This window comes from Streptomyces sp. MUM 203J (assembly GCF_022414595.1).
Taxonomy (GTDB): domain Bacteria; phylum Actinomycetota; class Actinomycetes; order Streptomycetales; family Streptomycetaceae; genus Streptomyces.
The window spans coordinates 23356-46192 of record NZ_JADWYO010000022.1; the positions used below are offsets into that span (position 1 = coordinate 23356).

19 protein-coding genes are annotated in these 22837 nt (G+C 71.2%); 11 read left to right on the forward strand and 8 right to left on the reverse strand.

The window, feature by feature from the left end; genetic code table 11:
• Nucleotides 1-4 precede the first annotated feature (4 nt).
• Together I3F58_RS13950 and era are read left to right on the forward strand one after the other, a co-directional pair.
• Nucleotides 5-358 carry a cytidine deaminase gene (locus I3F58_RS13950; RefSeq protein ID WP_240108742.1) on the forward strand — a complete coding sequence of 118 codons (354 nt, stop codon included), beginning with the start codon at nucleotides 5-7 and terminating at the stop codon, nucleotides 356-358.
• 76 nt (nucleotides 359-434) lie between these two features.
• Nucleotides 435-1385: a GTPase Era gene (gene era, locus I3F58_RS13955; protein WP_240108744.1), complete on the forward strand. Its 951-nt coding sequence runs from the start codon at nucleotides 435-437 to the stop codon at nucleotides 1383-1385.
• A gap of 144 nt (nucleotides 1386-1529) precedes the next feature.
• Here era and I3F58_RS13960 read toward each other — a convergent pair whose 3' ends face one another.
• Nucleotides 1530-1793 carry a protealysin inhibitor emfourin gene (locus tag I3F58_RS13960; protein WP_240108745.1) on the reverse strand — a complete coding sequence of 88 codons (264 nt, stop codon included), beginning with the start codon at nucleotides 1791-1793 and terminating at the stop codon, nucleotides 1530-1532.
• Nucleotides 1794-1802: 9 nt separating this feature from the next.
• Entirely contained in the window at nucleotides 1803-2879 is a 1077-nt protein-coding gene (locus I3F58_RS13965) for a M4 family metallopeptidase (protein WP_240108747.1), read from the reverse strand.
• 293 nt (nucleotides 2880-3172) lie between these two features.
• Here I3F58_RS13965 and leuA point away from each other — a divergent pair, with 293 nt between their 5' ends.
• Both leuA and I3F58_RS13975 read left to right on the forward strand, forming a co-directional pair.
• Nucleotides 3173-4942 (forward strand): 2-isopropylmalate synthase, encoded by a 1770-nt coding sequence (leuA, locus tag I3F58_RS13970; protein WP_240108748.1) that lies wholly within the window; start codon nucleotides 3173-3175, stop codon nucleotides 4940-4942.
• 158 nt (nucleotides 4943-5100) lie between these two features.
• Nucleotides 5101-5805 (forward strand): TerB family tellurite resistance protein, encoded by a 705-nt coding sequence (locus tag I3F58_RS13975; protein WP_308355010.1) that lies wholly within the window; start codon nucleotides 5101-5103, stop codon nucleotides 5803-5805.
• Between the two features lie 44 nt (nucleotides 5806-5849).
• Here I3F58_RS13975 and I3F58_RS13980 read toward each other — a convergent pair whose 3' ends face one another.
• Entirely contained in the window at nucleotides 5850-7217 is a 1368-nt protein-coding gene (locus tag I3F58_RS13980) for an FAD-dependent oxidoreductase (RefSeq protein ID WP_240108750.1), read from the reverse strand.
• Nucleotides 7218-7619: 402 nt separating this feature from the next.
• On the opposite strand from I3F58_RS13980, the gene recO reads away from it, so the two are divergent.
• Nucleotides 7620-8366, forward strand: coding sequence for a DNA repair protein RecO (gene recO, locus I3F58_RS13985; protein WP_240108751.1), 747 nt, complete (start codon nucleotides 7620-7622; stop codon nucleotides 8364-8366).
• Nucleotides 8367-8415: 49 nt separating this feature from the next.
• Nucleotides 8416-9261, forward strand: a complete 846-nt coding sequence (locus tag I3F58_RS13990) for an isoprenyl transferase (RefSeq protein WP_240108821.1) — start codon at nucleotides 8416-8418, stop codon at nucleotides 9259-9261.
• A gap of 1012 nt (nucleotides 9262-10273) precedes the next feature.
• Here I3F58_RS13990 and I3F58_RS13995 read toward each other — a convergent pair.
• The 4 genes from I3F58_RS13995 to I3F58_RS14010 form a co-directional block, all read right to left on the reverse strand.
• Nucleotides 10274-10687: a Fur family transcriptional regulator gene (locus I3F58_RS13995; protein WP_240108752.1), complete on the reverse strand. Its 414-nt coding sequence runs from the start codon at nucleotides 10685-10687 to the stop codon at nucleotides 10274-10276.
• Nucleotides 10688-10779: 92 nt separating this feature from the next.
• Nucleotides 10780-11667 carry a metal ABC transporter permease gene (locus I3F58_RS14000; protein ID WP_374207968.1) on the reverse strand — a complete coding sequence of 296 codons (888 nt, stop codon included), beginning with the start codon at nucleotides 11665-11667 and terminating at the stop codon, nucleotides 10780-10782.
• Nucleotides 11664-12428 (reverse strand): metal ABC transporter ATP-binding protein, encoded by a 765-nt coding sequence (locus I3F58_RS14005; protein ID WP_240108754.1) that lies wholly within the window; start codon nucleotides 12426-12428, stop codon nucleotides 11664-11666. Before I3F58_RS14005 ends, I3F58_RS14000 begins: the two co-directional genes overlap by 4 nt.
• Before the next feature lie 46 nt (nucleotides 12429-12474).
• Entirely contained in the window at nucleotides 12475-13470 is a 996-nt protein-coding gene (locus tag I3F58_RS14010) for a metal ABC transporter substrate-binding protein (RefSeq protein ID WP_240108755.1), read from the reverse strand.
• A gap of 200 nt (nucleotides 13471-13670) precedes the next feature.
• On the opposite strand from I3F58_RS14010, the gene I3F58_RS14015 reads away from it, so the two are divergent.
• A complete protein-coding gene (locus tag I3F58_RS14015; protein WP_240108756.1) occupies nucleotides 13671-15053 on the forward strand; it encodes a glycine--tRNA ligase in 1383 nt (460 codons plus the stop codon).
• An 80-nt stretch (nucleotides 15054-15133) separates the two neighbouring features.
• Here the strand turns inward: I3F58_RS14015 and I3F58_RS14020 are convergent, their stop codons facing one another.
• Complete coding sequence (locus I3F58_RS14020; protein ID WP_240108757.1) at nucleotides 15134-15862, reverse strand: VC0807 family protein; 729 nt, start codon at nucleotides 15860-15862, stop codon at nucleotides 15134-15136.
• Between the two features lie 273 nt (nucleotides 15863-16135).
• Here I3F58_RS14020 and I3F58_RS14025 point away from each other — a divergent pair, with 273 nt between their 5' ends.
• From I3F58_RS14025 to I3F58_RS14040, 4 genes are all read left to right on the forward strand, one after another.
• Nucleotides 16136-16303 (forward strand): DUF6243 family protein, encoded by a 168-nt coding sequence (locus I3F58_RS14025; protein ID WP_240108759.1) that lies wholly within the window; start codon nucleotides 16136-16138, stop codon nucleotides 16301-16303.
• 181 nt (nucleotides 16304-16484) lie between these two features.
• Nucleotides 16485-17621: a tRNA dihydrouridine synthase DusB gene (gene dusB / locus I3F58_RS14030; RefSeq protein ID WP_240108760.1), complete on the forward strand. Its 1137-nt coding sequence runs from the start codon at nucleotides 16485-16487 to the stop codon at nucleotides 17619-17621.
• Nucleotides 17622-18479: 858 nt separating this feature from the next.
• Nucleotides 18480-21191 (forward strand): pyruvate, phosphate dikinase, encoded by a 2712-nt coding sequence (gene ppdK, locus I3F58_RS14035; protein ID WP_240108761.1) that lies wholly within the window; start codon nucleotides 18480-18482, stop codon nucleotides 21189-21191.
• Nucleotides 21192-21764: 573 nt separating this feature from the next.
• Entirely contained in the window at nucleotides 21765-22811 is a 1047-nt protein-coding gene (locus I3F58_RS14040; RefSeq protein ID WP_240108762.1) for a helix-turn-helix transcriptional regulator, read from the forward strand.
• The last annotated feature ends 26 nt before the right edge of the window (nucleotides 22812-22837 follow it).

Below are 22837 nucleotides of genomic sequence, written 5' to 3' on the forward strand. Positions count from 1 at the left end.
GGGCATGACACAGAGCACCGGGCTTGACCCCGAGGACCGGAAGATCATCACGCTGGCGCGCAGCGCACGGGCCCGCAACGGGGTGCCCGAGGGCGCGGCGGTGCGGGACGAGACCGGCCGTACGTACGTCGCCGGGACCGTCGCACTGGAGTCCCTGAAGCTGAGCGCGCTGCAGACCGCCGTCGCGATGGCGGTGGCGAGCGGGGCGAAGTCGCTGGAGGCGGCTGCGGTGGTGTCCGAGGCGGCGGCGGTAGCCGACCTGGACCGGGCGGCGGTGCGGGATCTGGGGGGCGCGGACACGCCGGTGCTGCTCGCGGGGCCGGACGCGGAACTGCGGGCGACCGTCACCGCGGGCTGAGGGGGCGCCGCCCCGGCCCGCGGCGGCGGGCACTGTGGGCGGGCACTGTCGGTGGCGGGTGGCTGGATCAGGGAGAATGGCGGGCATGAGCGTGCGTAAAGTTGAAACCGAAGGCGTCCACCGGTCCGGGTTCGCCTGTTTTGTCGGGCGGCCCAACGCGGGCAAGTCCACCCTCACGAACGCTCTGGTGGGGCAGAAGGTCGCCATCACCTCCAACCGCCCGCAGACCACCCGCCACACCGTGCGGGGCATCGTGCACCGCCCCGACGCCCAGCTCGTGCTCGTCGACACGCCGGGGCTGCACAAGCCGCGCACCCTGCTCGGCGAGCGGCTCAACGACGTCGTGCGCACGACCTGGGCCGAGGTCGACGTGATCGGTTTCTGTCTGCCCGCCGACCAGAAGGTGGGCCCGGGCGACCGGTTCATCGCCAAGGAACTGGCCGGGATCAAGAAGACCCCCAAGGTCGCGATCGTGACCAAGACGGACCTCGTCGACTCCAAGACGCTGGCCGAGCAGCTCATCGCGATCGACCGGCTCGGCAAGGAGCTGGGCATCGAGTGGCAGGAGATCGTGCCGGTCTCCGCCGTCGGTGAGAAGCAGGTCGGCCTGCTCGCGGACCTGCTGGTCCCGCTGCTGCCGGAGGGCCCCGCGCTGTACCCGGAGGGCGACCTCACGGACGAGCCCGAGCAGGTCATGGTGGCCGAGCTGATCCGTGAGGCGGCGCTGGAGGGCGTGCGGGACGAGCTGCCGCACTCCATCGCGGTGGTCGTGGAGGAGATGCTGCCCCGCGAGGACCGCCCGGCCGACCGGCCGCTGCTGGACATCCACGCCAACGTCTACATCGAGCGCCCCAGCCAGAAGGGCATCATCATCGGCCCCAAGGGCAAGCGCCTGAAGGAGGTCGGCATCAAGTCCCGCAAGCACATCGAGGCCCTGCTCGGGACTCCCGTCTTCCTGGACCTGCATGTGAAGGTCGCCAAGGACTGGCAGCGGGACCCGCGGCAGCTGCGGAAGCTGGGGTTCTGAGCGGCGCCCACAGCTCCCGCCGGAGGCCGACGCGGCCGTCCGGACCCGGTACGGCCCCCGCACGGAGCCGCCCGGAGGCGGGACACGGGGGCGGCCCCCGCGACGGCCGTTCCGTTCGCGGAAGCCGGGGTGCTGGGGGTGCCCCTAGGCGCCCTCTCCCAGGACCCGCGCGATCAGGATGCGCTGCGCGTCCGTCAGGCCCGGGTCCGCGCAGTGGACCGTGCGGTCGTCGACCGTGATCGTGTAGCTGAACCCGTCGGGGACGGCGGCCTGCGCGGAGGCCGTCCCCGCGAGGGCCGCCTCCGCCAGGGCGTGCCAGCCGGCCGCGTCGGGCCTGGCGGCCGTGTCGACCTCCGCCCGCCGCTCGATACCCGCGAAGCCTCCGGTGCGCCGTACCGCGATCCGCATGGTCCCTGTCTACCGGGTGGGCACCCCGACCGTCGACCAGGCCTTCACGACCGCCTCGTCCTCCGCCCCGCCCTCGCCGTAACGCTCCCGCGCCGCCGCCACCGTCAGCCGGGCGAACGACGCGAAGTCGGACGTCTCCTTGAGCTTGCCGCCGGTCAGCACGTCGTACCAGATCTGCCCGGCCTTCTCCCACGCGTACCCGCCGAGCGCCGTCGCCAGCAGGTAGAACGCGTGGTTGGGAATCCCGGAGTTGATGTGCACGCCGCCGTTGTCGCGGCCCGTGTGGACGTAGTCCTCCATGGTCGCGGGCTGCGGGTCCCTGCCGAGCAGGTCGTCGTCGTAGGCGGTGCCGGGGGCCTTCATGGAGCGCAGGGCCGTGCCCTCGACCCGGTCGGTGAACAGGCCCTCACCGATCAGCCAGTCGGCCTGCCCGGCGGTCTGGCCCAGGACGCGCTGCTTGACCAGCGTTCCGAAGACGTCCGACACCGACTCGTTGAGCGCGCCCGGCTGGCTGAAGTAGGCCAGGTTCGCGGTGTACTGGGTGACGCCGTGTCCCAGCTCGTGGGCGATGACGTCCACCGGGAGCGTGAAGTCCCGGAAGATCTCCCCGTCGCCGTCCCCGAACACCATCCGCTCGCCGTTCCAGAAGGCGTTGCCGTAGTCCTGCCCGTAGTGGACGGTCGCGTCCAGCGGCAGCCCCGAACCGTCGATGGAGTCCCGGCCGTAGGCCTCCAGCAGCAGCTCGAACGTCGCGCCGAGCCCCGCGTACGCGCGGTTGACGGTCGCGTCTGCGGTCGGCTCGTCGCCCTCGCCCCGCACCTGCCGCCCCGGCAGCCGGGTGCCGCGCTCCGCGTCGTACACGGTCCGGCTCGGCGCACCGGCGGGCGTGGGCGGCGTCAGCGTACGGACGCCGGTGACGGTGGTGAGGCGGCGCCCGGTGCGGTGTCCGGAGTCCGCGACCAGGGTGCGGCGGGCCGCCCCGGCGACGGCCGGGTCCGGGGCCTGGGCCAGGCGGTCCAGCAGGTGGGGCGGGACGATCCCGCAGAAGGCGGGGGAGGCGTGCGGTGACCGCGGCAGAGGAGTCATGCCTTGCAATGTGGCACTCTGTCATCGCTCTGTCACCACCCGCGACAGGGATTGACGAAAAGGAGTGATAGGTCACGCTTTGGGGGTTGCTGGTCAGGAATCCCGCATACTGATACGGCACCTCCGCCACCGGCGGCACTCGGCTACGCTGCTGCACATCATGCGTTTCGGGCTGCTTCTCCTTAGCTGCCGCGGCGAGGGCCTGTAGTCGTAGGCCGACCCCCTCCCCGCGGAGTCTGGTGCTGCTTCGAACAGTCGGCCGTCCCACAGTCGGACCCGAGGAGCCCTACGCGATGTCCCAGCCTGCCGCCCAGCCCGTCGGCCGTCGTACGCCCGTCACCAACGCGACGCACACGCAGCGGCCGACCGCCCTGCCGATCCACAAGTACCGCGGCTACGAACAGGTCGAACTGCCCGACCGCTCCTGGCCCGAGCAGCGGATCACCAAGGCGCCCCGCTGGCTCTCCACCGACCTGCGCGACGGCAACCAGGCCCTGATCGACCCCATGTCGCCCGCCCGCAAGCGCGAGATGTTCGACCTGCTGGTACGCATGGGCTACAAGGAGATCGAGGTCGGTTTCCCCTCCTCCGGCGAGACGGACTTCGCGTTCGTCCGCTCGATCATCGAGGGGGGCGCGATCCCCGAGGACGTGACGATCTCCGTGCTGACCCAGGCCCGTGAGGACCTGATCGAGCGGACCGTCGAGTCCCTGCGCGGCGCCCACCGCGCGACCGTCCACCTGTACAACGCGACCGCCCCGGTCTTCCGCCGGGTCGTGTTCCGCGGATCCAAGGACGACATCCGGCAGATCGCCGTCGACGGCACCCGCCTGGTGATGGAGTACGCAGACAAGATCCTGGGCGACGAGACGGTCTTCGGCTACCAGTACAGCCCCGAGATCTTCACGGACACCGAGCTGGACTTCGCACTGGAGGTCTGCGAGGGCGTCATGGACGTCTGGCAGCCCGAGGCCGGTCGTGAGATCATCCTGAACCTGCCCGCGACCGTGGAGCGTTCGACCCCCTCCACGCACGCCGACCGGTTCGAGTGGATGTCCCGGAACCTGTCCCGTCGCGAGCACGTGTGTCTGTCCGTGCACCCGCACAACGACCGCGGCACGGCTGTCGCCGCGGCCGAACTGGCCCTGATGGCGGGTGCCGACCGGATCGAGGGCTGCCTGTTCGGTCAGGGCGAGCGCACCGGCAACGTCGACCTGGTCACCCTGGGCATGAACCTGTTCTCCCAGGGTGTCGACCCGCAGATCGACTTCTCGCAGATCGACGAGGTCCGCCGCACCGCCGAGTACTGCAGCCAGATGGAGGTCCACCCGCGCCACCCCTATGCGGGCGACCTGGTCTACACCGCCTTCTCCGGCTCCCACCAGGACGCCATCAAGAAGGGCTTCGAAGCGATGGAGGCCGACGCGGCCGCCGCCGGGAAGACCGTCGACGACATCGAGTGGGCGGTGCCCTACCTGCCGATCGACCCGAAGGACGTCGGCCGCTCGTACGAGGCGGTCATCCGCGTCAACTCGCAGTCGGGCAAGGGCGGGATCGCGTACGTCCTGAAGAACGACCACAAGCTGGAACTGCCGCGCCGGATGCAGATCGAGTTCTCGAAGATCATCCAGGCCAAGACCGACGCCGAGGGCGGCGAGGTCACTCCGGCCGAGATCTGGTCCGTCTTCCAGGACGAGTACCTGCCCAACCCCGACAACGCGTGGGGCCGCATCCAGCTGCGCTCCGGCCAGACCACCACCGACAAGGACGGCACGGACACCCTGACCGTCGAGGCGGTCGTGGACGGCACGGACACGGTGCTCACGGGCTCCGGCAACGGCCCGATCTCGGCGTTCGTCGACGCGCTGGCCCATGTCGGGGTCGACGCCCGCGTCCTGGACTACCAGGAGCACACGATGAGTGAGGGCGCCTCCGCGCAGGCCGCCTCGTACATCGAATGCGCCATCGACGGCCGGGTGCTGTGGGGGATCGGCATCGACGCCAACACCACCCGCGCCTCCCTGAAGGCGGTCATCTCGGCGGTCAACCGCTCCGCGCGCTGATCCGGCCGGGCCTTGGCCCGCGAACCCCGTCCATCCACCGTGGACGGGGTTCGGCCATGTCCGTGGCGTTCTCATGACGAGGTACTGACGGCACATCACCGATGTGGCTAACATCACGTGCACATCGGCACAGTGGCCGAGGCGTCTGGAGGTGCGACGTGCAGCCAGCACGGGGATCACGCGGATCACGCGGCCGAAAGCTCCGCCTTTGCTCCGTACACACCTCGTGGCACACCGTGGGCGACGGGGAGTTCTTCTGCCCCGGCTGCGGCGGGGACCGCAACTACCGACGCCGCACCGGCCGCCGCAGACTCACCCTGCTCGGGGTCCCGCTGCTGCCGCGGGGCGCCGCCGGGCCGGTGATCGAGTGCGCGGGCTGCCACGAGCACTTCGGGCCCGAAGCCCTCGACCAGCCGACCACCGCCCGCTTCTCCGCGATGCTCCGGGACGCCGTGCACACCGTGGCCCTCGCGGTGCTGGCCGCCGGCGGCACCGCGTCTCCCAGCGTCGTGAGGACCGCCGTCGGGGCCGTCCGGGCCGCCGGGTACGAGGACTGCACCCCCGACAGCCTCACCGGGCTCATCGACGCGCTCGCCGCCGACACCGGGCGGTTCGTCGCCGGTACCGAGGGGCCGTGCGGCGCCGCGCTCGCCATCGAACTGCACGAGGCGCTGGACCCGCTGACCCCGCACCTCGCCGGCGTGGGCCGCGAGTCGATCCTCCTCCAGGGCGCGCGGATCGCCCTCGCGGACGGGGCGTACATCCCGGCTGAGCGGGAGGTGCTCACCACCGTGGGCGAGGCGCTGAGGCTGTGCCCGGACGACACGGCCCGCCTCATGGACGAGGCGCGGGCGCCGTTCTAGCGGAACGGCACCCGCGCCTCGGGACCTGCCCGTACGGGACGGGGTCAGCCCTCCACGCCGCTGGCCCGCAGCATCTCGTCCCGCTCCACGATCTTCACACGCTCACGGCCCTCGGCCTCACCCAGCGCGCGCTCGGCGGCGTCCAGCTTGTACCAGCCGTCCCAGGTCGTGTACCGCACGCCCCGGTCCTCCAGGAACCGTGTCACCGCGTCCGGCTCCGGCGCCTCGGGCGCGTGCAGCCGCCCCTCGCGGTGGTCCTCCAGCAGGTTCGCCACCGTCTCGTTGGCGTCGCCCTTGGTGTGGCCGATCAGGCCGATCGGGCCGCGCCGGATCCAGCCGGTCACATACGTGGACTGGACGTGCTCGCCGCCCTGCACGACCCGGCCGCCCTCGTCCGGCACCGTGCCGGAGGCGACGTCCCACGGCAGCTTCGGCAGCTCCTCGGACAGATAGCCCACCGCCCGGTACACGGCCTGGACGTCCCAGTCGGTGAAGCGGCCGGTGCCCTTGACGTTGCCGTCGCCGGCCAGCTCGGTGCGCTCGGTGCGCAGCCCGACGACCTTGCCGTCCTCCCCGAGGACCTCGGCGGGCGACTCGAAGAAGTGCAGGAACAGCTTGTGCGGCCGGTCGCCCTCGTCGCGGATGGCCCAGTTCTCCAGGGTCTTGGCGACCATGTCGACCTGCTTGTTGGAGCGCCGCGCCTCGATGGAGCCCTCGTCGTAGTCGATGTCCTCGGGGTTGACGATGACCTCGATGTTGGGCGAGTGGTCCAGCTCGCGCAGCTCCATGGGGCTGAACTTGGCCTGGGCGGGGCCGCGCCGCCCGAACACGTGGATCTCCTTGGCCCGGTTGGCCTTCAGGCCCTCGTGGACGTTCCCCGGGATCTCCGTCGGCAGCAGCTCGTCGGCTGTCTTCGCCAGCACCCGGGCCACGTCCAGTGCCACGTTGCCCACACCGAGCACGGCGACCTTCTCCGCGTGCAGCGGCCAGGTGCGCGGCACGTCGGGGTGGCCGTCGTACCAGGACACGAAGTCCGCGGCGCCGTACGAGCCGTCCAGCTCGATGCCGGGGATGTCCAGCGCACGGTCGGCGTCGGCGCCGGTCGAGAAGATCACCGCGTCGTAGAAGGCCCGCAGGTCGTCCAGCGTGATGTCGGACGGGTAGTCGACGTTGCCGAACAGCCGGATCTGCGGCTTGTCGAGCACCTGGTGGAGGGCCGTGACGATGCCCTTGATGCGCGGGTGGTCCGGGGCGACGCCGTACCGGATGAGCCCGAACGGCGCCGGCATGCGCTCGTACAGGTCGATGGAGACACCCGGGTCGGTGGCGGCCTCGGACTTCAGCAGCGCGTCGGCGGCGTAGATGCCGGCCGGACCGGCGCCGACGATCGCGACCCGCAGGGGGCGGGGCATGGCAGGGTTCCCTTCGGGAGGTGGATCTTCTCTGCCCGCCAGCCTCACACAGGCCCCGAGAGCGCGGGTACCCGGCCCCCGTCTATGACCCCATAAGCGGATCTTATGAGTTCCCGAAGCAGGCCTTGGGTCTGTGGGTCGGCGTCCCAGTGCAGGGGGCGCTGTTCCCGGCTTCCGGCCGGTGCGCCGAGGAGACCGCACCGCCCGTGCGCGGGCATCCCGTCCGCGCCGTCCCGGACCGCGGTCCGGGACCCCGCTCGGGGCTCTCGGCGCGGTCGGGGAGCGAGCCGCCGTCCTGCTCGTCGCCGCCGGTCCGCCGCACCGGTCCGGTCCCCGGGTCCCTGCCGTCTCCCCCCGGCGGCACCCGGCCGGGGTGCGCGCCCCGTACGGGAGAATGGGCCCATGAGCCTGTTCCGTGACGACGGTATCGTCCTCCGCACCCAGAAGCTGGGGGAGGCTGACCGCATCATCACGTTCCTCACCCGGGGGCACGGGCGGGTGCGGGCCGTCGCGCGCGGGGTCCGGCGGACCAAGTCGAAGTTCGGGGCCAGGCTCGAACCCTTCTCGCACGTCGATGTGCAGTTCTACGCGCGCGGCAGCGAACTCGTCGGGCGCGGGCTGCCGCTGTGCACGCAGAGCGAGACCATCGCCGCGTACGGCAGCGGCATCGTCACCGACTACGACCGCTACACCGCAGGCACCGCCATGCTGGAGACCGCCGAGCGGTTCACCGACCACGAGGGCGAACCGGCAGTCCAGCAGTACCTCCTCCTCGTCGGCGCCCTGCGCACCCTCGCCCGCGGCGAGCACGCCCCGCGCCTGATCCTCGACGCGTTCCTGCTCCGCTCCCTCGCCGTCAACGGCTACGCCCCCTCCTTCGAGAGCTGCGCCCGCTGCGGCATCCACGGGCCGAACCGGTTCTTCTCCGTCGCGGCGGGCGGAGTCGTCTGCGGGGACTGCCGGGTGCCCGGCAGCGTCGTACCCTCTGCGGAGGCCGTCGGTCTGCTCAGCGCGCTGCTGACCGGCGACTGGAAGACGGCGGACGCGTGCGAGCCGCGCCACGTCAGGGAGGGGAGCGGACTGGTGTCCGCCTATCTGCACTGGCACCTGGAGCGCGGGCTGCGCTCGCTCCGTTACGTGGACAAGTAGACAGCACGGCAGAGAACGCAGAGAACTAGGAGATGTGAGCCGCATGGCCATCGCACGACGCGGATTCCTCGGGCGCTCCAGGCGCGAGTACCGGGTCCCCGAGCCGCACCCGTCCGGCGCGCGCCCGCCGAAGATCCCCGGCGAGCTGGTGCCGCGGCATGTGGCGATCGTCATGGACGGCAACGGCCGCTGGGCCAAGGACCGGGGCCTGCCCCGTACCGAGGGCCACAAGGTCGGCGCCGAACGTGTGCTGGACGTACTGCAGGGCGCGATCGAGATGGGCGTCGGGAGCATCTCCCTCTACGCCTTCTCCACCGAGAACTGGAAGCGCTCGCCCGACGAGGTGCGCTTCCTGATGAACTTCAACCGCGACTTCATCCGCAAGACCCGCGACCAGCTCGACGAACTGGGCATCCGGGTGCGCTGGGTGGGCCGGATGCCGAAGCTCTGGAAGTCCGTGGCGAAGGAACTCCAGATCGCGCAGGAGCAGACCAAGGACAACGACCGGCTGACGCTGTACTTCTGCATGAACTACGGCGGTCGCGCCGAACTCGCGGACGCGGCGCAGGCGCTGGCGGCGGATGTGAAGGCGGGGCGGCTCGACCCGTCGAAGGTCAGCGAGAAGACGATCCAGAAGTACCTGTACTACCCGGACATGCCGGACGTGGATCTGTTCCTGCGGCCGAGCGGCGAGCAGCGTACGTCCAACTACCTGCTCTGGCAGAGCGCGTACGCCGAGATGGTGTTCCAGGACGTCCTCTGGCCCGACTTCGACCGCCGCGATCTGTGGCGGGCCTGCCTGGAGTACGCCTCCCGCGACCGCCGCTTCGGCGGGGCGATCCCCAACGAGGAACTGCCGGCGGAGGGTCGCGGCCCCGAGGACGGCGAGGGCTGAGCCTGCCGTTGCGATCACGGCTCGCCGCCGCAGAGCACAGCGAGGGGCGGGCCGTGACCGAACAGGGCAGTGCCGTGAAACGGGCCTTCCGTCCTGTGCCGGCCGCCCGCCGGGCCGTGGCCCCCGCTGCGCGCCCGGCTGCAGCGGATCCTGGCGGCCGAGGTGTTCGTCCTCCGGTGGCCGGCCGTCGACGTGACGCCCACGGGCGGGAGGGATCCGCTTCCCGCTGCTGATCGGCGCGGCGTTCCTCGCCGTGCTGTTGTTCCTCCTGCTGCCCCGCCGGCGGGCCCACCGACTGCACAGGTGCTGCGCCGGGGAAGCAACGTTTCGCATCAGGCCCGACGACGACGGGGTCACCGGCGCCGGGCAGCACACCACGACCGCGGTCGCCTGGAACGGGCCACCGGGCTGCCGGGCTACAGGGAGACGGACCGGCACTTCATGGTGTCCGGGGCGCGGCCGACCGAGACCGGCTTCACCATGCCCAAGCGGAACCTCACGGAACCGGGCGCCGAGCGTTTGCGAGCGGTCCTCGGCCGCCACGCGAGGCTTCTGTGACGCGCGCGGCTGCTTCGGGGCGGTGTGGTCCGCGGTTGCCTCACGCCGGGCGCCGATGAGCTTCTCGTCCACCGTCGGGCCGGAGCCGTTCCCCGGCCCCCGGGACGGCCCGGGGCCGTCGGCGGTGCCGATGTGCCTGTCGGTGCGCGGCCCGGCGAACCGGCGGTTTCGTCCCGCCCGTGTCCACGCGTACCGTTCGGTGCCATCCGCGTGTGGTCGCCCTGCGACAGGCGGCCGCCGCAGCGGTGGGTGATCCCCCGCAGGCGCGCGGCCGGGATCCCGGGGAGGTGACCCCACGGGACGCGGGTTCGCAGGGGCCTCGTGCGGGGGTGAGCCCCCGGAGTGCCCCCGCACGCCGGCGCAGGCGCGCCGCGACGCGATGGCGGCGAGGCCGCACGCGGCAGGCGGCGGCGCGGACGCCCGGGACGGGCCGGGGCCGGGGCCGGGGGCCGCTTCAGGCGCGGGAGGCGCAGTCCGCGCAGGTGCCGAAGATCTCGACGGTGTGTGCGACGTTCACGAAGCCGTGCTGCGCCGCGATCGTGTCGGCCCACTCCTCGACCGCCGGGCCCTCCACCTCGACCGCCTTGCCGCAGCCGCGGCAGACCAGGTGGTGATGGTGCTCACCCGTGGAGCACCGCCGGTACACCGCCTCGCCGTCGCTGGTGCGCAGCACGTCCACCTCGCCCGCGTCCGCGAGCGACTGCAGCGTGCGGTAGACCGTCGTCAGCCCCACCGAGTCGCCACGGTGCTTGAGCATGTCGTGCAGCTCCTGCGCGCTGCGGAACTCGTCCACCTCGTCCAGCGCCGCCGCCACGGCCGCGCGCTGCCGGGTCGACCGGCCGCGCACGCCGGATCCTGCCGTCACCACAGGTGCCTCCTTGCCCTCGGCCCGCTCACGTCGTCACTGTGTGACGTCGGGCCATTCTGCCAGGCCCCCACCGGGTGCCCACCAGGCCCGATTCAGACCCGCACGTCGTCCACCCCCTGTACGGCGGCCTCCCGCGCCACCGCCGCCCGCTCGGCGGCCCGGGCCCGGCGCCGGGCCAGCGGCGTGGCGAGCGCGGTCAGCGCCACGAACACCCCGAGCGCCAGCAGCACGATCGTCGCGCCCGGAGGCACGTCCTGGTAGTACGTCGTCACGGTCCCGGTCACCGTCACCGCCACACCGATCAGCACCGCCCCCGCGAACGTCGCCCGGAAGCTCCGTGTCAGCTGCTGGGCCGCCGCCACCGGCACCACCATCAGCGCGCTGACCAGCAGCAGCCCAACGACCCGCATGGCGACCGTCACGGTCACCGCGGCGGTCACCGCCACCAGCAGGTTCAGCGCCCGCACCGGCAGTCCGGTGACCCGCGCGAACTCCTCGTCCTGGCTGACCGCGAACAGCTGCCGCCGCAGCCCCAGGGAGACCGCCACCACGAATGCCGCCAGCAGGCAGATCGCCACCACGTCCTCATCGGACACGGTCGACAGCGAGCCGAACAGGTACGTCACCAGCTTCGCGTTGGAGCCCGTGTCGGACAGGCTCATCAGCATCACGCCGCCCGCCATGCCACCGTAGAACAGCAGGGCCAGCGCGATGTCGCCGCGCGTCCGCCCGTACATCCGGATCAGCTCCATCAGCACGGCACCGGCGATCGACACCAGCGCGGCGCTCCACACCGGGTTCGTGTTCATCAGGAAGCCGAGGCCGACACCGGTGAGCGCGATATGGCCGATTCCGTCTCCCATGAGGGCCTGACGGCGCTGCACGAGGTGGATGCCGACGGCGGGCGCGGTGATGCCGACCAGCAGCGCGGCGATGAGGGCCCGCTGCATGAAGGCGTGGTCGAGGAATTCCATGGTCAGGTCAGCAGTCCCGTACGGAGCGGCTCGTCGGCCGCGTGCGGATGGACGTGGTCGTGGCCGGGCAGCGCGTGCTGCCCGACCGCCCGGGGCGGCGGACCGTCGTGGACGACACAGCCGTCCCGCAGCACCACCGCCCGGTTGATCAGCGGCTCCAGCGGCCCCAGTTCGTGCAGTACGAGCAGCACGGTCGTGCCCTGCGCCACCTGCTCCCGCAGGGTCGCGGCGAGCACCTCCTGGCTGGCCAGGTCCACGCCCGCCATCGGTTCGTCCATGATCAGCAGCTCGGGCTCGGACGCGAGGGCCCGGGCGATCAGCACCCGCTGGTGCTGCCCCCCGGACAGCGCGGACACCGCGTCCCTGGCCCGGTCGGCCAGCCCGACCAGCTCGATGGCCCGCTCCACGGCCGCCCGGTCGGCCCGGGAGGGCCACCTCAGCTTCGTACGGGACAGCCGGCCGGACGCGACGACCTCCCGCACCGTCGCCGGCACCCCGCTCGCCGCGGTGGTGCGCTGCGGCACGTAACCGACCCGCGCCCAGTCGCGGAAGCGGCGCAGCTCGGTGCCGAACAGGGATATCCGGCCACTGGTGAGCGGCACCTGACCGATCACGGCCCGCACGGCGGTCGACTTGCCGGAGCCGTTCGCACCGAGTAGCGAGACGACCTCGCCGCGCCGGACGCCGAAGTCGATGCCGCGCAGCACGGGACGGGCGCCGAGCGCCGCCGTGGCGGCCTCGACGGAGATGACGGGCTCGCTGCTCACCGTGCCTCCAAGGGGTTGCCGGGCCGGGACCCGGGCTCGGGCTGGGTCACTTGGCGCCGAGCGCCTTCTGCAGGGCGGCCAGGTTGGCCTCCATGACCTCGAAGTAGTCAGCGCCCGCGGACTTGTCGGTGATTCCCTCCAGCGGGTCGAGGACGTCCGTCTTCAGACCGGTGTCCTTGGCGAGGGTCTTCGCGGTCTTGTCGCTGGCGAGCGTCTCGAAGAAGACGGTGGTGACGCCGTCGCGCCGGGCGACGTCCTGCAGCTCCTTGATCCGCGCGGGGCTCGGCTCGGACTCGGGGTCGAGACCGGCGATGCCCTCCTGGTCCAGGCCGTAGCGCTCGGCCAGGTAGCCGAAGGCGGAGTGGGTGGTGATGAACGTCCTGGTGTCGCTGTTCTTCAGCCCTTCCTCGAACTTCGCGTGCAGGGCGTCGAGCTGCTTCGCCAGGTCGGCGGCGTTCTTCCGGTAGTCGGCCGCGTGGTCCGGGTCGGCCTTGGCGAGGGAGTCCCCGACACCCCTGGCGACCTCGGCGTACTTCACGGGGTCGAGCCAGATGTGCGGGTCGCCGGTGGCGGAGTCGCCCTCGGCCTCGTGGCCGTGCTCGTCGGTGCCGTGTTCGTCGGCGTGCTCGCCGCCGTGGTCGTGGCCGTCGGCCCCGGCACCGTGGCTCTCGAGGGTGGTGAGCGCCGCCGCGTCGACCGTGTGCCTGACGTCGGCCTGCTTGATCGCGTCGTCGACGGCGGGCTGGACACCGGGCAGGTAGAGGATGAGACCCGCGTCCTGCAGCTCCGCGGTCTGCCGAGCCGTGAGGTCCACGTCGTGCGGCTCGGCGCCCGGCTTGGTGAGGGTGCTGACCGCGACGTGCTCGCCGCCTATTCGCTCGGCCAGGAACTGCATCGGGTAGAAGGACGTGACGACGTCCAGTTTGCCGTCCTTGTTCTTGCCGTCGGCGGTGGAGGAACCGCCGCAGGCGGAGAGGGTGACCAGGCCCAGGACGGCGGCGCCGGCGACGGAGGCGGTGGACAGGGAGCGTCGTACGTTCATGACAGTCATTTTCAACTTTGCTGGAAACGATTGTCAACAACAGTCCCAAGTGGCCTCGACCACCCACCGATTTGATCCTGAGGGTGCGCACGCCGCTAATCTGAGGCATTCGCTCGCCCGTCTCCCGACCGTCACCCCCCAACCAGGCGCTCACGCGCCGCACCTTGTCCATTAGTCGTCGTCGTAATGAAGAGAGCACCGTGGCCGCCGACAAGATCGACACCATCGTCAGCCTGAGCAAGCGCCGTGGCTTCGTCTACCCCTGCAGCGAGATCTACGGCGGCCAGCGCGCCGCCTGGGACTACGGCCCGCTCGGCGTCGAGCTGAAGGAGAACATCAAGCGCCAGTGGTGGCGCTACATGGTCACGTCCCGTGAGGACGTCGTCGGCATCGACTCGTCGGTGATCCTCGCGACCGAGGTCTGGGAGGCCTCCGGTCACGTCGCGACCTTCACCGACCCGCTCACCGAGTGCACCTCCTGCCACAAGCGGTTCCGCGCGGACCACCTGGAGGAGGCGTACGAGGAGAAGCACGGCCGCCTGCCCGAGAACGGCCTCACCGACCTGAACTGCCCCAACTGCGGCAACAAGGGCACCTTCACCGAGCCCAAGCAGTTCTCCGGCCTGCTCTCCACGCACCTCGGCCCCACCCAGGACACCGGCTCCATCGCCTACCTGCGGCCCGAGACCGCGCAGGGCATCTTCACCAACTTCGCCCAGGTCCAGCAGACTTCGCGCAAGAAGCCGCCCTTCGGTATCGCGCAGATGGGCAAGTCCTTCCGGAACGAGATCACTCCGGGCAACTTCATCTTCCGCACCCGCGAGTTCGAGCAGATGGAGATGGAGTTCTTCGTCAAGCCGGGCGAGGACGAGCAGTGGCACGAGTACTGGATGGAGCAGCGCTGGAACTGGTACACCGGCCTGGGTCTCCGTGAGGAGAACATGCGCTGGTACGAGCACCCGAAGGAGAAGCTCTCCCACTACTCGAAGCGCACCGCCGACATCGAGTACCGCTTCCGCTTCGGCGGCAGCGAGTGGGGCGAGCTGGAGGGTGTCGCCAACCGCACCGACTACGACCTGTCGGCCCACGGGCAGGCCTCCGGCCAGGACCTCTCCTTCTTCGACCAGGACGCCGGCGAGCGCTGGACCCCCTACGTCATCGAGCCCGCCGCGGGCGTCGGCCGCACCATGCTGGCCTTCCTGCTGGACGCGTACGTCGAGGACGAGGCGCCCAACGCCAAGGGCAAGATGGAGAAGCGCACCTCCCTGCGGCTCGACCCGCGCCTGGCGCCGGTGAAGGTCGCCGTGCTCCCGCTGTCCCGCAACCCGGAGCTGTCGCCCAAGGCCAAGGGCCTCGCCGCGGACCTGCGCCGGCACTGGAACATCGACTTCGACGACGCGGGCGCCATCGGCCGCCGCTACCGCCGCCAGGACGAGATCGGCACGCCGTTCTGTGTGACGGTCGACTTCGACACCCTGGAGGACAACGCGGTGACGGTCCGCGAGCGCGACACCATGAAGCAGGAGCGTGTCTCCCTCGACCAGGTCGAGGGCTACCTGGCGTCCCGCCTCATCGGCTGCTGACACCGCGGCCGCGGCGAAGACGGGCGAAGCCCCCGGTCCCGGAGACGGAACCGGGGGCTTCCCTCATGCCGTGCGCCCGGTCACGCCGCTGTGGGCGTGGCCGCCGCCCTCGCCGCGCGCCTGCGTCCCTCGGCCGACCGGCGCCTGCCGAACCAGGCCGTCCACACGGCGAGGGCGCCCAGCACTCCGTAGATCAGGACGGGGCTGACCGCCACCATGGTCCCGGTGCTCAGCACGTACACGAGTGCCACCCGGACCACCGCCTCCGCGACGTACGCGGCTCCCCAGACCAGGGTCATCGTGCGCATCGTCGAGCGGAAGCCCTCGTACTGCCACATCCCGTTCCACCAGGCGGTGCTCGCCGGGGTGCCGTCGGTGCCGAACTTGCGGCCGAAATAGAACATCAGCGGCCGGGGCGCGAGCAGGGTGCCGAGGCACAGCAGGCCGAACAGCCCGGTGACCCCCGAGTCCTTGATCAGCAGGGCCCTGGCCGAGTGCGGGCCGATCAGCGAGACCACGGCCGTGATCAGCAGGAAGACCAGCGTGACGACGGCGAACTCGTCGAGCTTGCGGCGCCAGGCGACCATGACGGCGGTGTCCACCACCGGCCAGACGCCGCTGACGAGCAGCGCGGCGAACTCGCTCCAGCCGTGGTCCTCGGTCAGCACGTTGTACGTGATGACCGGGGCGACCACGTTCAGGCTGATGGTCAGCGCCCAGCCGAGCACCGCGGCACCTCCCGAGCGCTTCGGCGGCGCGGGTCTTTCGGGGCCGGCGGGCAGGGCGGGCTGGGCTTCTTGAGCGGTCATGGGGTTCCCCCGGGATGGTTCTGGATCTTCCGTACGGTCCAGCGGGGAAGCCTGCCAGCCGTACGGCCGGAGTACGACCATGGCGGGGCCAAATGATCACCAAGGGATCCAGAGGGAAAACCAGGTGCTCGGCGCTCCCGGCCCCGGTAGCGTGCCGCACATGTTCTCTTACCTCCCGATCTACGAGTGAGAGGTGCGCGCCGGGCCTGACCAGCCCGTGAGACGCCACCAGCCACTGTCGGAAACCACTTCTCACGACGAGGGGAGACCCCCATGGCCAAGAGCCGCAACAACCTGCTCGGTGTGGGCGGGCAGCGCAGGAAGCTGTCCCGCGCGGACCAGCAGGGCACGCCCGCCGCCCGCGCCGGGCACCAGAAGGCCGCCGCCGACCAGAAGGCCGAGCTGCTCCGGAAGATGCGCGAGCGCACAGAGAAGGACTGACACCCGCCTTCCTGCACGAGACCTGGGCCCGGACCCCCGGAAGGGGGTCCGGGCCTCTCGCGGGCCGGCGGGTCCGCACGCCGGGCGGGCGCGCGGGCAGAGCGGACCAGCGGGCTCGGCGGGGTCGGCGGGGTCGGCGGGCTCGGCGGGGGAGCCTCAGCCGTACGGGACAATGGGGGGCATGACCGCGTTCAGCCCCCTGTCCATCGGGCCGCACACCGTGCAGCCGCCGGTGGTGCTCGCCCCCATGGCCGGTATCACCAACGCCCCGTTCCGCACCCTCTGCCGGGAGTTCTCCGGCGGCAAGGGGCTGTTCGTCAGCGAGATGATCACGACGCGGGCACTGGTCGAGCGCAACGAGAAGACCATGCAGCTGATCCACTTCGACGCGAGCGAGACGCCGCGCTCGATCCAGCTGTACGGGGTGGACCCGGTCACCGTCGGCAAGGCGGTCCGCATGATCGTGGACGAGGACCTGGCCGACCACATCGACCTGAACTTCGGTTGCCCGGTGCCGAAGGTGACCCGCAAGGGCGGCGGGTCCGCCCTCCCGTACAAGCGGCCCCTGCTGCGGGCCATCCTGCACGAGGCGGTCACCAACGCGGGTGATCTGCCCGTCACCATGAAGATGCGCAAGGGCATCGACGACGACCACCTGACGTTCCTGGACGCGGGGCGGATCGCGGTGGAGGAGGGCGTCACGGCCATCGCCCTGCACGGGCGCACCGCCGCCCAGCACTACGGCGGCACCGCCGACTGGGACGCCATCGCACGGCTGAAGGAGCATGTGCCGGAGATACCGGTGCTCGGCAACGGCGACATCTGGTGCGCCGACGACGCGCTGCGCATGATGCGCCGGACCGGCTGTGACGGGGTCGTGGTCGGGCGCGGGTGCCTCGGGCGTCCGTGGCTGTTCGGGGACCTGGTGGCGGCGTTCGACGGCACGGGGGAGGTGGCGGCGCCGTCCCTGCGGGAGGTCGCGGACGTCATGGTGCGGCACGCCCGGCTGCTGGGGGAGTGGATCGGGGACGAGGCGCGGGGTGTCATCGACTTCCGTAAGCATGTGGCCTGGTACCTGAAGGGGTTCGCGGTCGGCTCCGAGATGCGGAAGCGGCTGGCGGTGACCTCGTCCCTGGACGAGCTGCGCGCTCAGCTGAGCGCACTGGACCTGGGGCAGGCATGGCCGGCCGGAGCGGACGGTCCCCGCGGCCGGACCTCCGGCAACAACCGGGTCGTCCTCCCGGACGGCTGGCTCAAGGACCCGTACGACTGCGCGTCGGTCAGCCAGGACGCCGAACAGGACACATCGGGCGGCTGAGACCGGATCCGTACGGCCCGGGCCCCGCGGCGCGGGCCCCGCGCCCGCGCCGCGGGGCCCGCGCTCCGTCCACGGTCCGGTGCGGACGCGGCGCTGCCGCAGGGCGGCGCCGTGCGTCGCCTCCCCGCCCCGGGAGGCTGAACCGCCGTGGGGGCCTCGCCCTCCCCCGGCGGGCGGTGCCGGGGTGCTCCGGGGGTTCACTTCCTCACGACGGCCGCTGCGGCCCCGGTCGTGCGGTCCTGGCGCGCTGCGTCCTCCCGCCGTCGTCCGGCCCACGGACCCGGCACCTCGTGCGGCCCACCCGGGAGCGCCGGGGCGGGCCCCGGGCCCGGGGAGGGGCACGGCGGAGACGGGCCCGCGACCCGGGCTCCCCGCACTCCGGCCCCGTGCGCGCCGCGACGTCGCCGAGGACACCGCCCGCTCCTCCGGCGGGGTTCGGGCGGGGTGGGAGGGGTACCGGGGAAGCGGCTCGGAGGGCGTCCGGATCGTGGGATGCGGGCGCCTCCGCGCGCGTGATTCTCACCACCCCTGATAGGGGTTGCGCTCAGATGAGCGCGTTAACGGCGACTCCGGATATTGAAGGGTGGCACGGAGTGCCAGGAACTGATGTCTTCAAGACTTGAACGCAAAGGGGTTCCGTTTCGCTCATGTGAGCGTTACTCCCGCTCCTTTGAAGATCCATGCTTCAAGGCGTGAAGTGGCGCAGGTTAACGAAGCAACCCGTCCGTAACTTTCGATCCGCTGGCGGACGGGCGGTTAAGGCCGTACGACAGGCAGGCGTACGTACCCAGAAGCCTTTGATCTGGGTATGTTCCTCGCCGTCAGGGCAGCCACCGAGTCCTCGAGGAGTCGAGACCCGTGTCGGAAATCAAAGATCAGAAGTTCGTGTACGACTTCACCGAGGGCAACAAGGACCTCAAGGACCTTCTCGGTGGTAAAGGCGCCAACCTCGCGGAGATGACCAACCTCGGTCTCCCGGTGCCACCCGGCTTCACGATCACCACCGAGGCGTGCAAGGTCTACCTGGAGAGCGGCGACGAGCCGTCCGCCCTGCGCGACGAGGTGACCGCCCACCTCGACGCCCTCGAGAAGACCATGGGCAAGCAGCTCGGACAGGCCGACAACCCGCTCCTCGTGTCCGTCCGCTCCGGCGCCAAGTTCTCCATGCCGGGCATGATGGACACCGTCCTGAACATCGGGCTCTCCGACAAGTCCGTCCAGGGTCTGGCCAAGCAGTCCGGCGACGAGCGCTTCGCCTGGGACTCGTACCGCCGCCTCATCCAGATGTTCGGCAAGACCGTCCTCGGCGTCGACGGCGACCTTTTCGAGGAGGCGCTGGACAAGGCCAAGGAGGCCAAGAAGGTCACGGTCGACACCGACCTGGAGGCCGCGGACCTCAAGAAGCTCGTCACCAGGTTCAAGAAGATCGTCAAGGCCGAGGCCGGCCGCGACTTCCCGCAGGACCCGCGCGAGCAGATGGACCTGGCCATCAAGGCCGTGTTCGACTCCTGGAACGGCGACCGCGCCAAGCTGTACCGCCGCCAGGAGCGCATCCCGCACGACCTGGGCACCGCGGTCAACGTCTGCTCCATGGTCTTCGGCAACCTCGGCCCGGACTCCGGCACCGGCGTCGCCTTCACCCGTGACCCCGCCTCCGGTCACCAGGGCGTCTACGGCGACTACCTGCAGAACGCCCAGGGCGAGGACGTCGTCGCCGGTATCCGCAACACCGTCCCGCTCGCGGAGCTGGAGTCGATCGACAAGAAGTCGTACGACCAGCTCATGGGGATCATGGAGACGCTGGAGAACCACTACAAGGATCTCTGCGACATCGAGTTCACCATCGAGCGCGGCCAGCTGTGGATGCTCCAGACCCGCGTCGGCAAGCGCACCGCGGGCGCCGCCTTCCGGATCGCCACCCAGCTGGTCGACCAGGGGCTCATCGACGAGGCCGAGGCCCTCCAGCGGGTCACCGGCGCCCAGCTCGCGCAGCTGATGTTCCCGCGCTTCGACGACAAGGCGAAGAGCGAGAAGGTCGCCCGCGGCATCGCCGCCTCGCCGGGCGCGGCCGTCGGCAAGGCGGTCTTCGACTCGTACACCGCCGTCAAGTGGTCGCGGTCCGGTGAGAAGGTCATCCTGATCCGTCGGGAGACCAACCCAGACGACCTGGACGGCATGATCGCCGCGGAGGGCATCCTCACCTCGCGTGGCGGCAAGACCTCGCACGCCGCCGTCGTCGCCCGCGGCATGGGCAAGACCTGTGTCTGCGGCGCCGAGGAGCTGGAGGTCGACACCAAGCGCCGCCGGATGACCGTGCCCGGCGGGCACGTCGTCGAAGAGGGCGACGTCATCTCCATCGACGGCTCCAGCGGCACCGTGTACCTCGGTGAGGTACCCGTGGTCCCGTCGCCGGTCGTCGAGTACTTCGAGGGGCGGATGCACGCCGGTGCCGACGACGCCGACGAGCTGGTCGAGGCCGTGCACCGCATGATGGCCTACGCGGACCGCCGCCGCCGGCTGCGCGTCCGCGCCAACGCCGACAACGCCGAGGACGCCCTGCGCGCCCGCCGGTTCGGCGCTCAGGGCATCGGGCTGTGCCGCACCGAGCACATGTTCCTCGGCGACCGCCGCCAGTACGTCGAGCGGCTGATCCTGGCCGACACGGAGGAGGAGCGCGAGGACGCCCTCCAGGCGCTGCTGCCGCTCCAGAAGAAGGACTTCGTCGAGCTGTTCGAGGCCATGGACGGCCTGCCCGTGACCGTCCGCCTGCTGGACCCGCCGCTGCACGAGTTCCTGCCCGACATCACCGAGCTGTCCGTGCGCGTCGCCCTCGCGGAGTCCCGGAAGGAGCCGCACGAGAACGAGCTGCGGCTGCTCCAGGCCGTGCACCGGCTGCACGAGCAGAACCCGATGCTGGGCCTGCGCGGTGTCCGCCTCGGACTGGTCATCCCCGGCCTGTTCACCATGCAGGTGCGGGCCATCGCGGAGGCCGCCGCCGAGCGCATCGACGCCAAGGGCGACCCGCGCGCCGAGATCATGATCCCGCTGGTCGGCACCGTGCAGGAGCTGGAGCTGGTCCGCGAGGAGGCCGAGCAGGTCATCGAGGAGGTCCAGCGGCGTACCGGCGTCGAGCTGAAGCTGGCCCTCGGCACCATGATCGAGCTGCCGCGCGCCGCCGTCACCGCCGGTCAGATCGCGGAGGCCGCCGAGTTCTTCTCGTTCGGTACGAACGACCTCACCCAGACCGTGTGGGGCTTCTCCCGGGACGACGTGGAGGCCAGCTTCTTCACCGCGTACCTGGAGAAGGGCATCTTCGGGGTCAGCCCGTTCGAGACCATCGACAAGGACGGCGTCGGCGCGCTCGTACGGCAGGCTGTCGAGGCCGGGCGGGCCACTCGCCCGGACATCAAGCTCGGCGTCTGCGGCGAGCACGGCGGCGACCCGGAGTCGGTGCACTTCTTCCACGAGGTGGGCCTGGACTACGTCTCCTGCTCGCCGTTCCGGATCCCGGTCGCCCGGCTGGAGGCCGGCCGTGCCGCGGCCCAGGCCACCGGCAGCGACAGCCGCTGACCCACCCGGGGCCGCCGGTCGACCCGGCGGCCATCCCCTTGGCCACCGGGGCCGCCGTCTGTCACCCGACCCTCACCGATCGGCGGCGGCTCCGGTTCCACCAAGACGGGGCGGACACCTTGTGCGGAGGTGTCCGCCCCGTGCTGTTTCGTCCGGGCCGGGACTTCAGGAATTGTAGGTTCCTGTTGAAACAAGACCGGTTGAATTCTCGCAAGTTGAAGACCGGACTTTTTACCGACGGGTGACTTCGCGTCAATTCTCCGTCTTGGTGCCCGCAAACATGGGCGGAGCGCGGCCACCGGATCCCCACCCGCCGACCGCGCCCCATTACCCCTGCCAGACAGGAGAGCCGCAACCTTTCAGGCCCGCCGCCGGGCGCGAGAAGCCCCCCACGGTCTTCCGACACGCCACCTCGGTCCTGAAGGTTTCCTGTCCGACGCCGTACAGCTTTTCGGTTCCGGCCCACCTGTGGCCATGGGTTTCAAGTGTGGCTGAAATGCCGTGGTAACAACCTGTGATGGTATGCATACTCATCGGTGGGGGGTGATTGCGGATGCAACAGGTGGGGGTTCAGTGCTTCGTATACATTTCACCGGTGCCGATCTCGCCGGGGTCCGGATGGCTGCCCGGCCCGACGTGCTGTGGGAAACCGTCCTCAGCTTTCACCGTTTGCGGGACCGCCGGGGCGCGCTGGTCTACGGGGAATGGCGCTCCCAAACCCGTGCACGGCTGAACGGCGAAACGCGGCTGCTGGGAGGGCTCGTCCCGGCCCGCGGCTATTTCCCGGACTTCCTGACGCCGCCCCAGGGCCTGCACGGCCTCGACACGGCCCTGGAGGCGCTGCGGGCCACTCCGTCCGACCGGATACACGGCGAACTGGCCCTGCTCGCCGCCGAGCGTCCCGCGGCGGCCCCGCTGCCCTCCTGGACGGCCGCGCTCGCGAACGGGCGCCCAGAGGGCTTCAGCCGCCTCCTCGGGGCGCTGCGCGGCTACCACCGCGCCGCCGTCGAGCCCTACTGGACGTATATCCAGGCCCGCGTCGAAGCCGACCGGGCCGTGCGCGGACGGGCCCTGCTCGACGGGGGCGCCGAGGAACTGCTCGCCTCCCTGCCGCCGATGCTCCGCTGGCGGTCGCCCGTGCTGGAGGCGGACTACCCCGTCGACCGCGACGTCCACCTGGACGGGCGCGGGCTGCTGCTCCAGCCCTCGTACTTCTGCCGGGGCTCCGCGGTGATGTACCGGGACCCGGAACTGCCGCCGGTCCTCGTCTACCCGGTGACCCACACCGAGGCGCCGGCCGCGCCCGTCGAACCCGACGGGTCGCTGGGGCGGCTGGTCGGCCACACGCGGTCCGCCGTGCTCAAGGCCATCGGCCACGGCGGTACGACCAGTGAACTGGCGCGCCGCGCCGGGGTCTCGCTCGCCTCCGCCAGCCAGCACGCGGGTGTGCTGCGGGACGCGGGGCTGGTCGTCACCCTGCGGCAGGGCAGCTCCGTACTGCACACCCTGACGCCCCTGGGGGCGGCCCTGCTGCACGGGGGCGCCCAGTCACTGATGCGCGAGCAGCGGCGCCCGCGGGCGCGGGACCGGGCCCCGGTGGCGCCCGGGACGGTCCGCTGACCCGTGGTACGGGCGGAGAGAAAAAC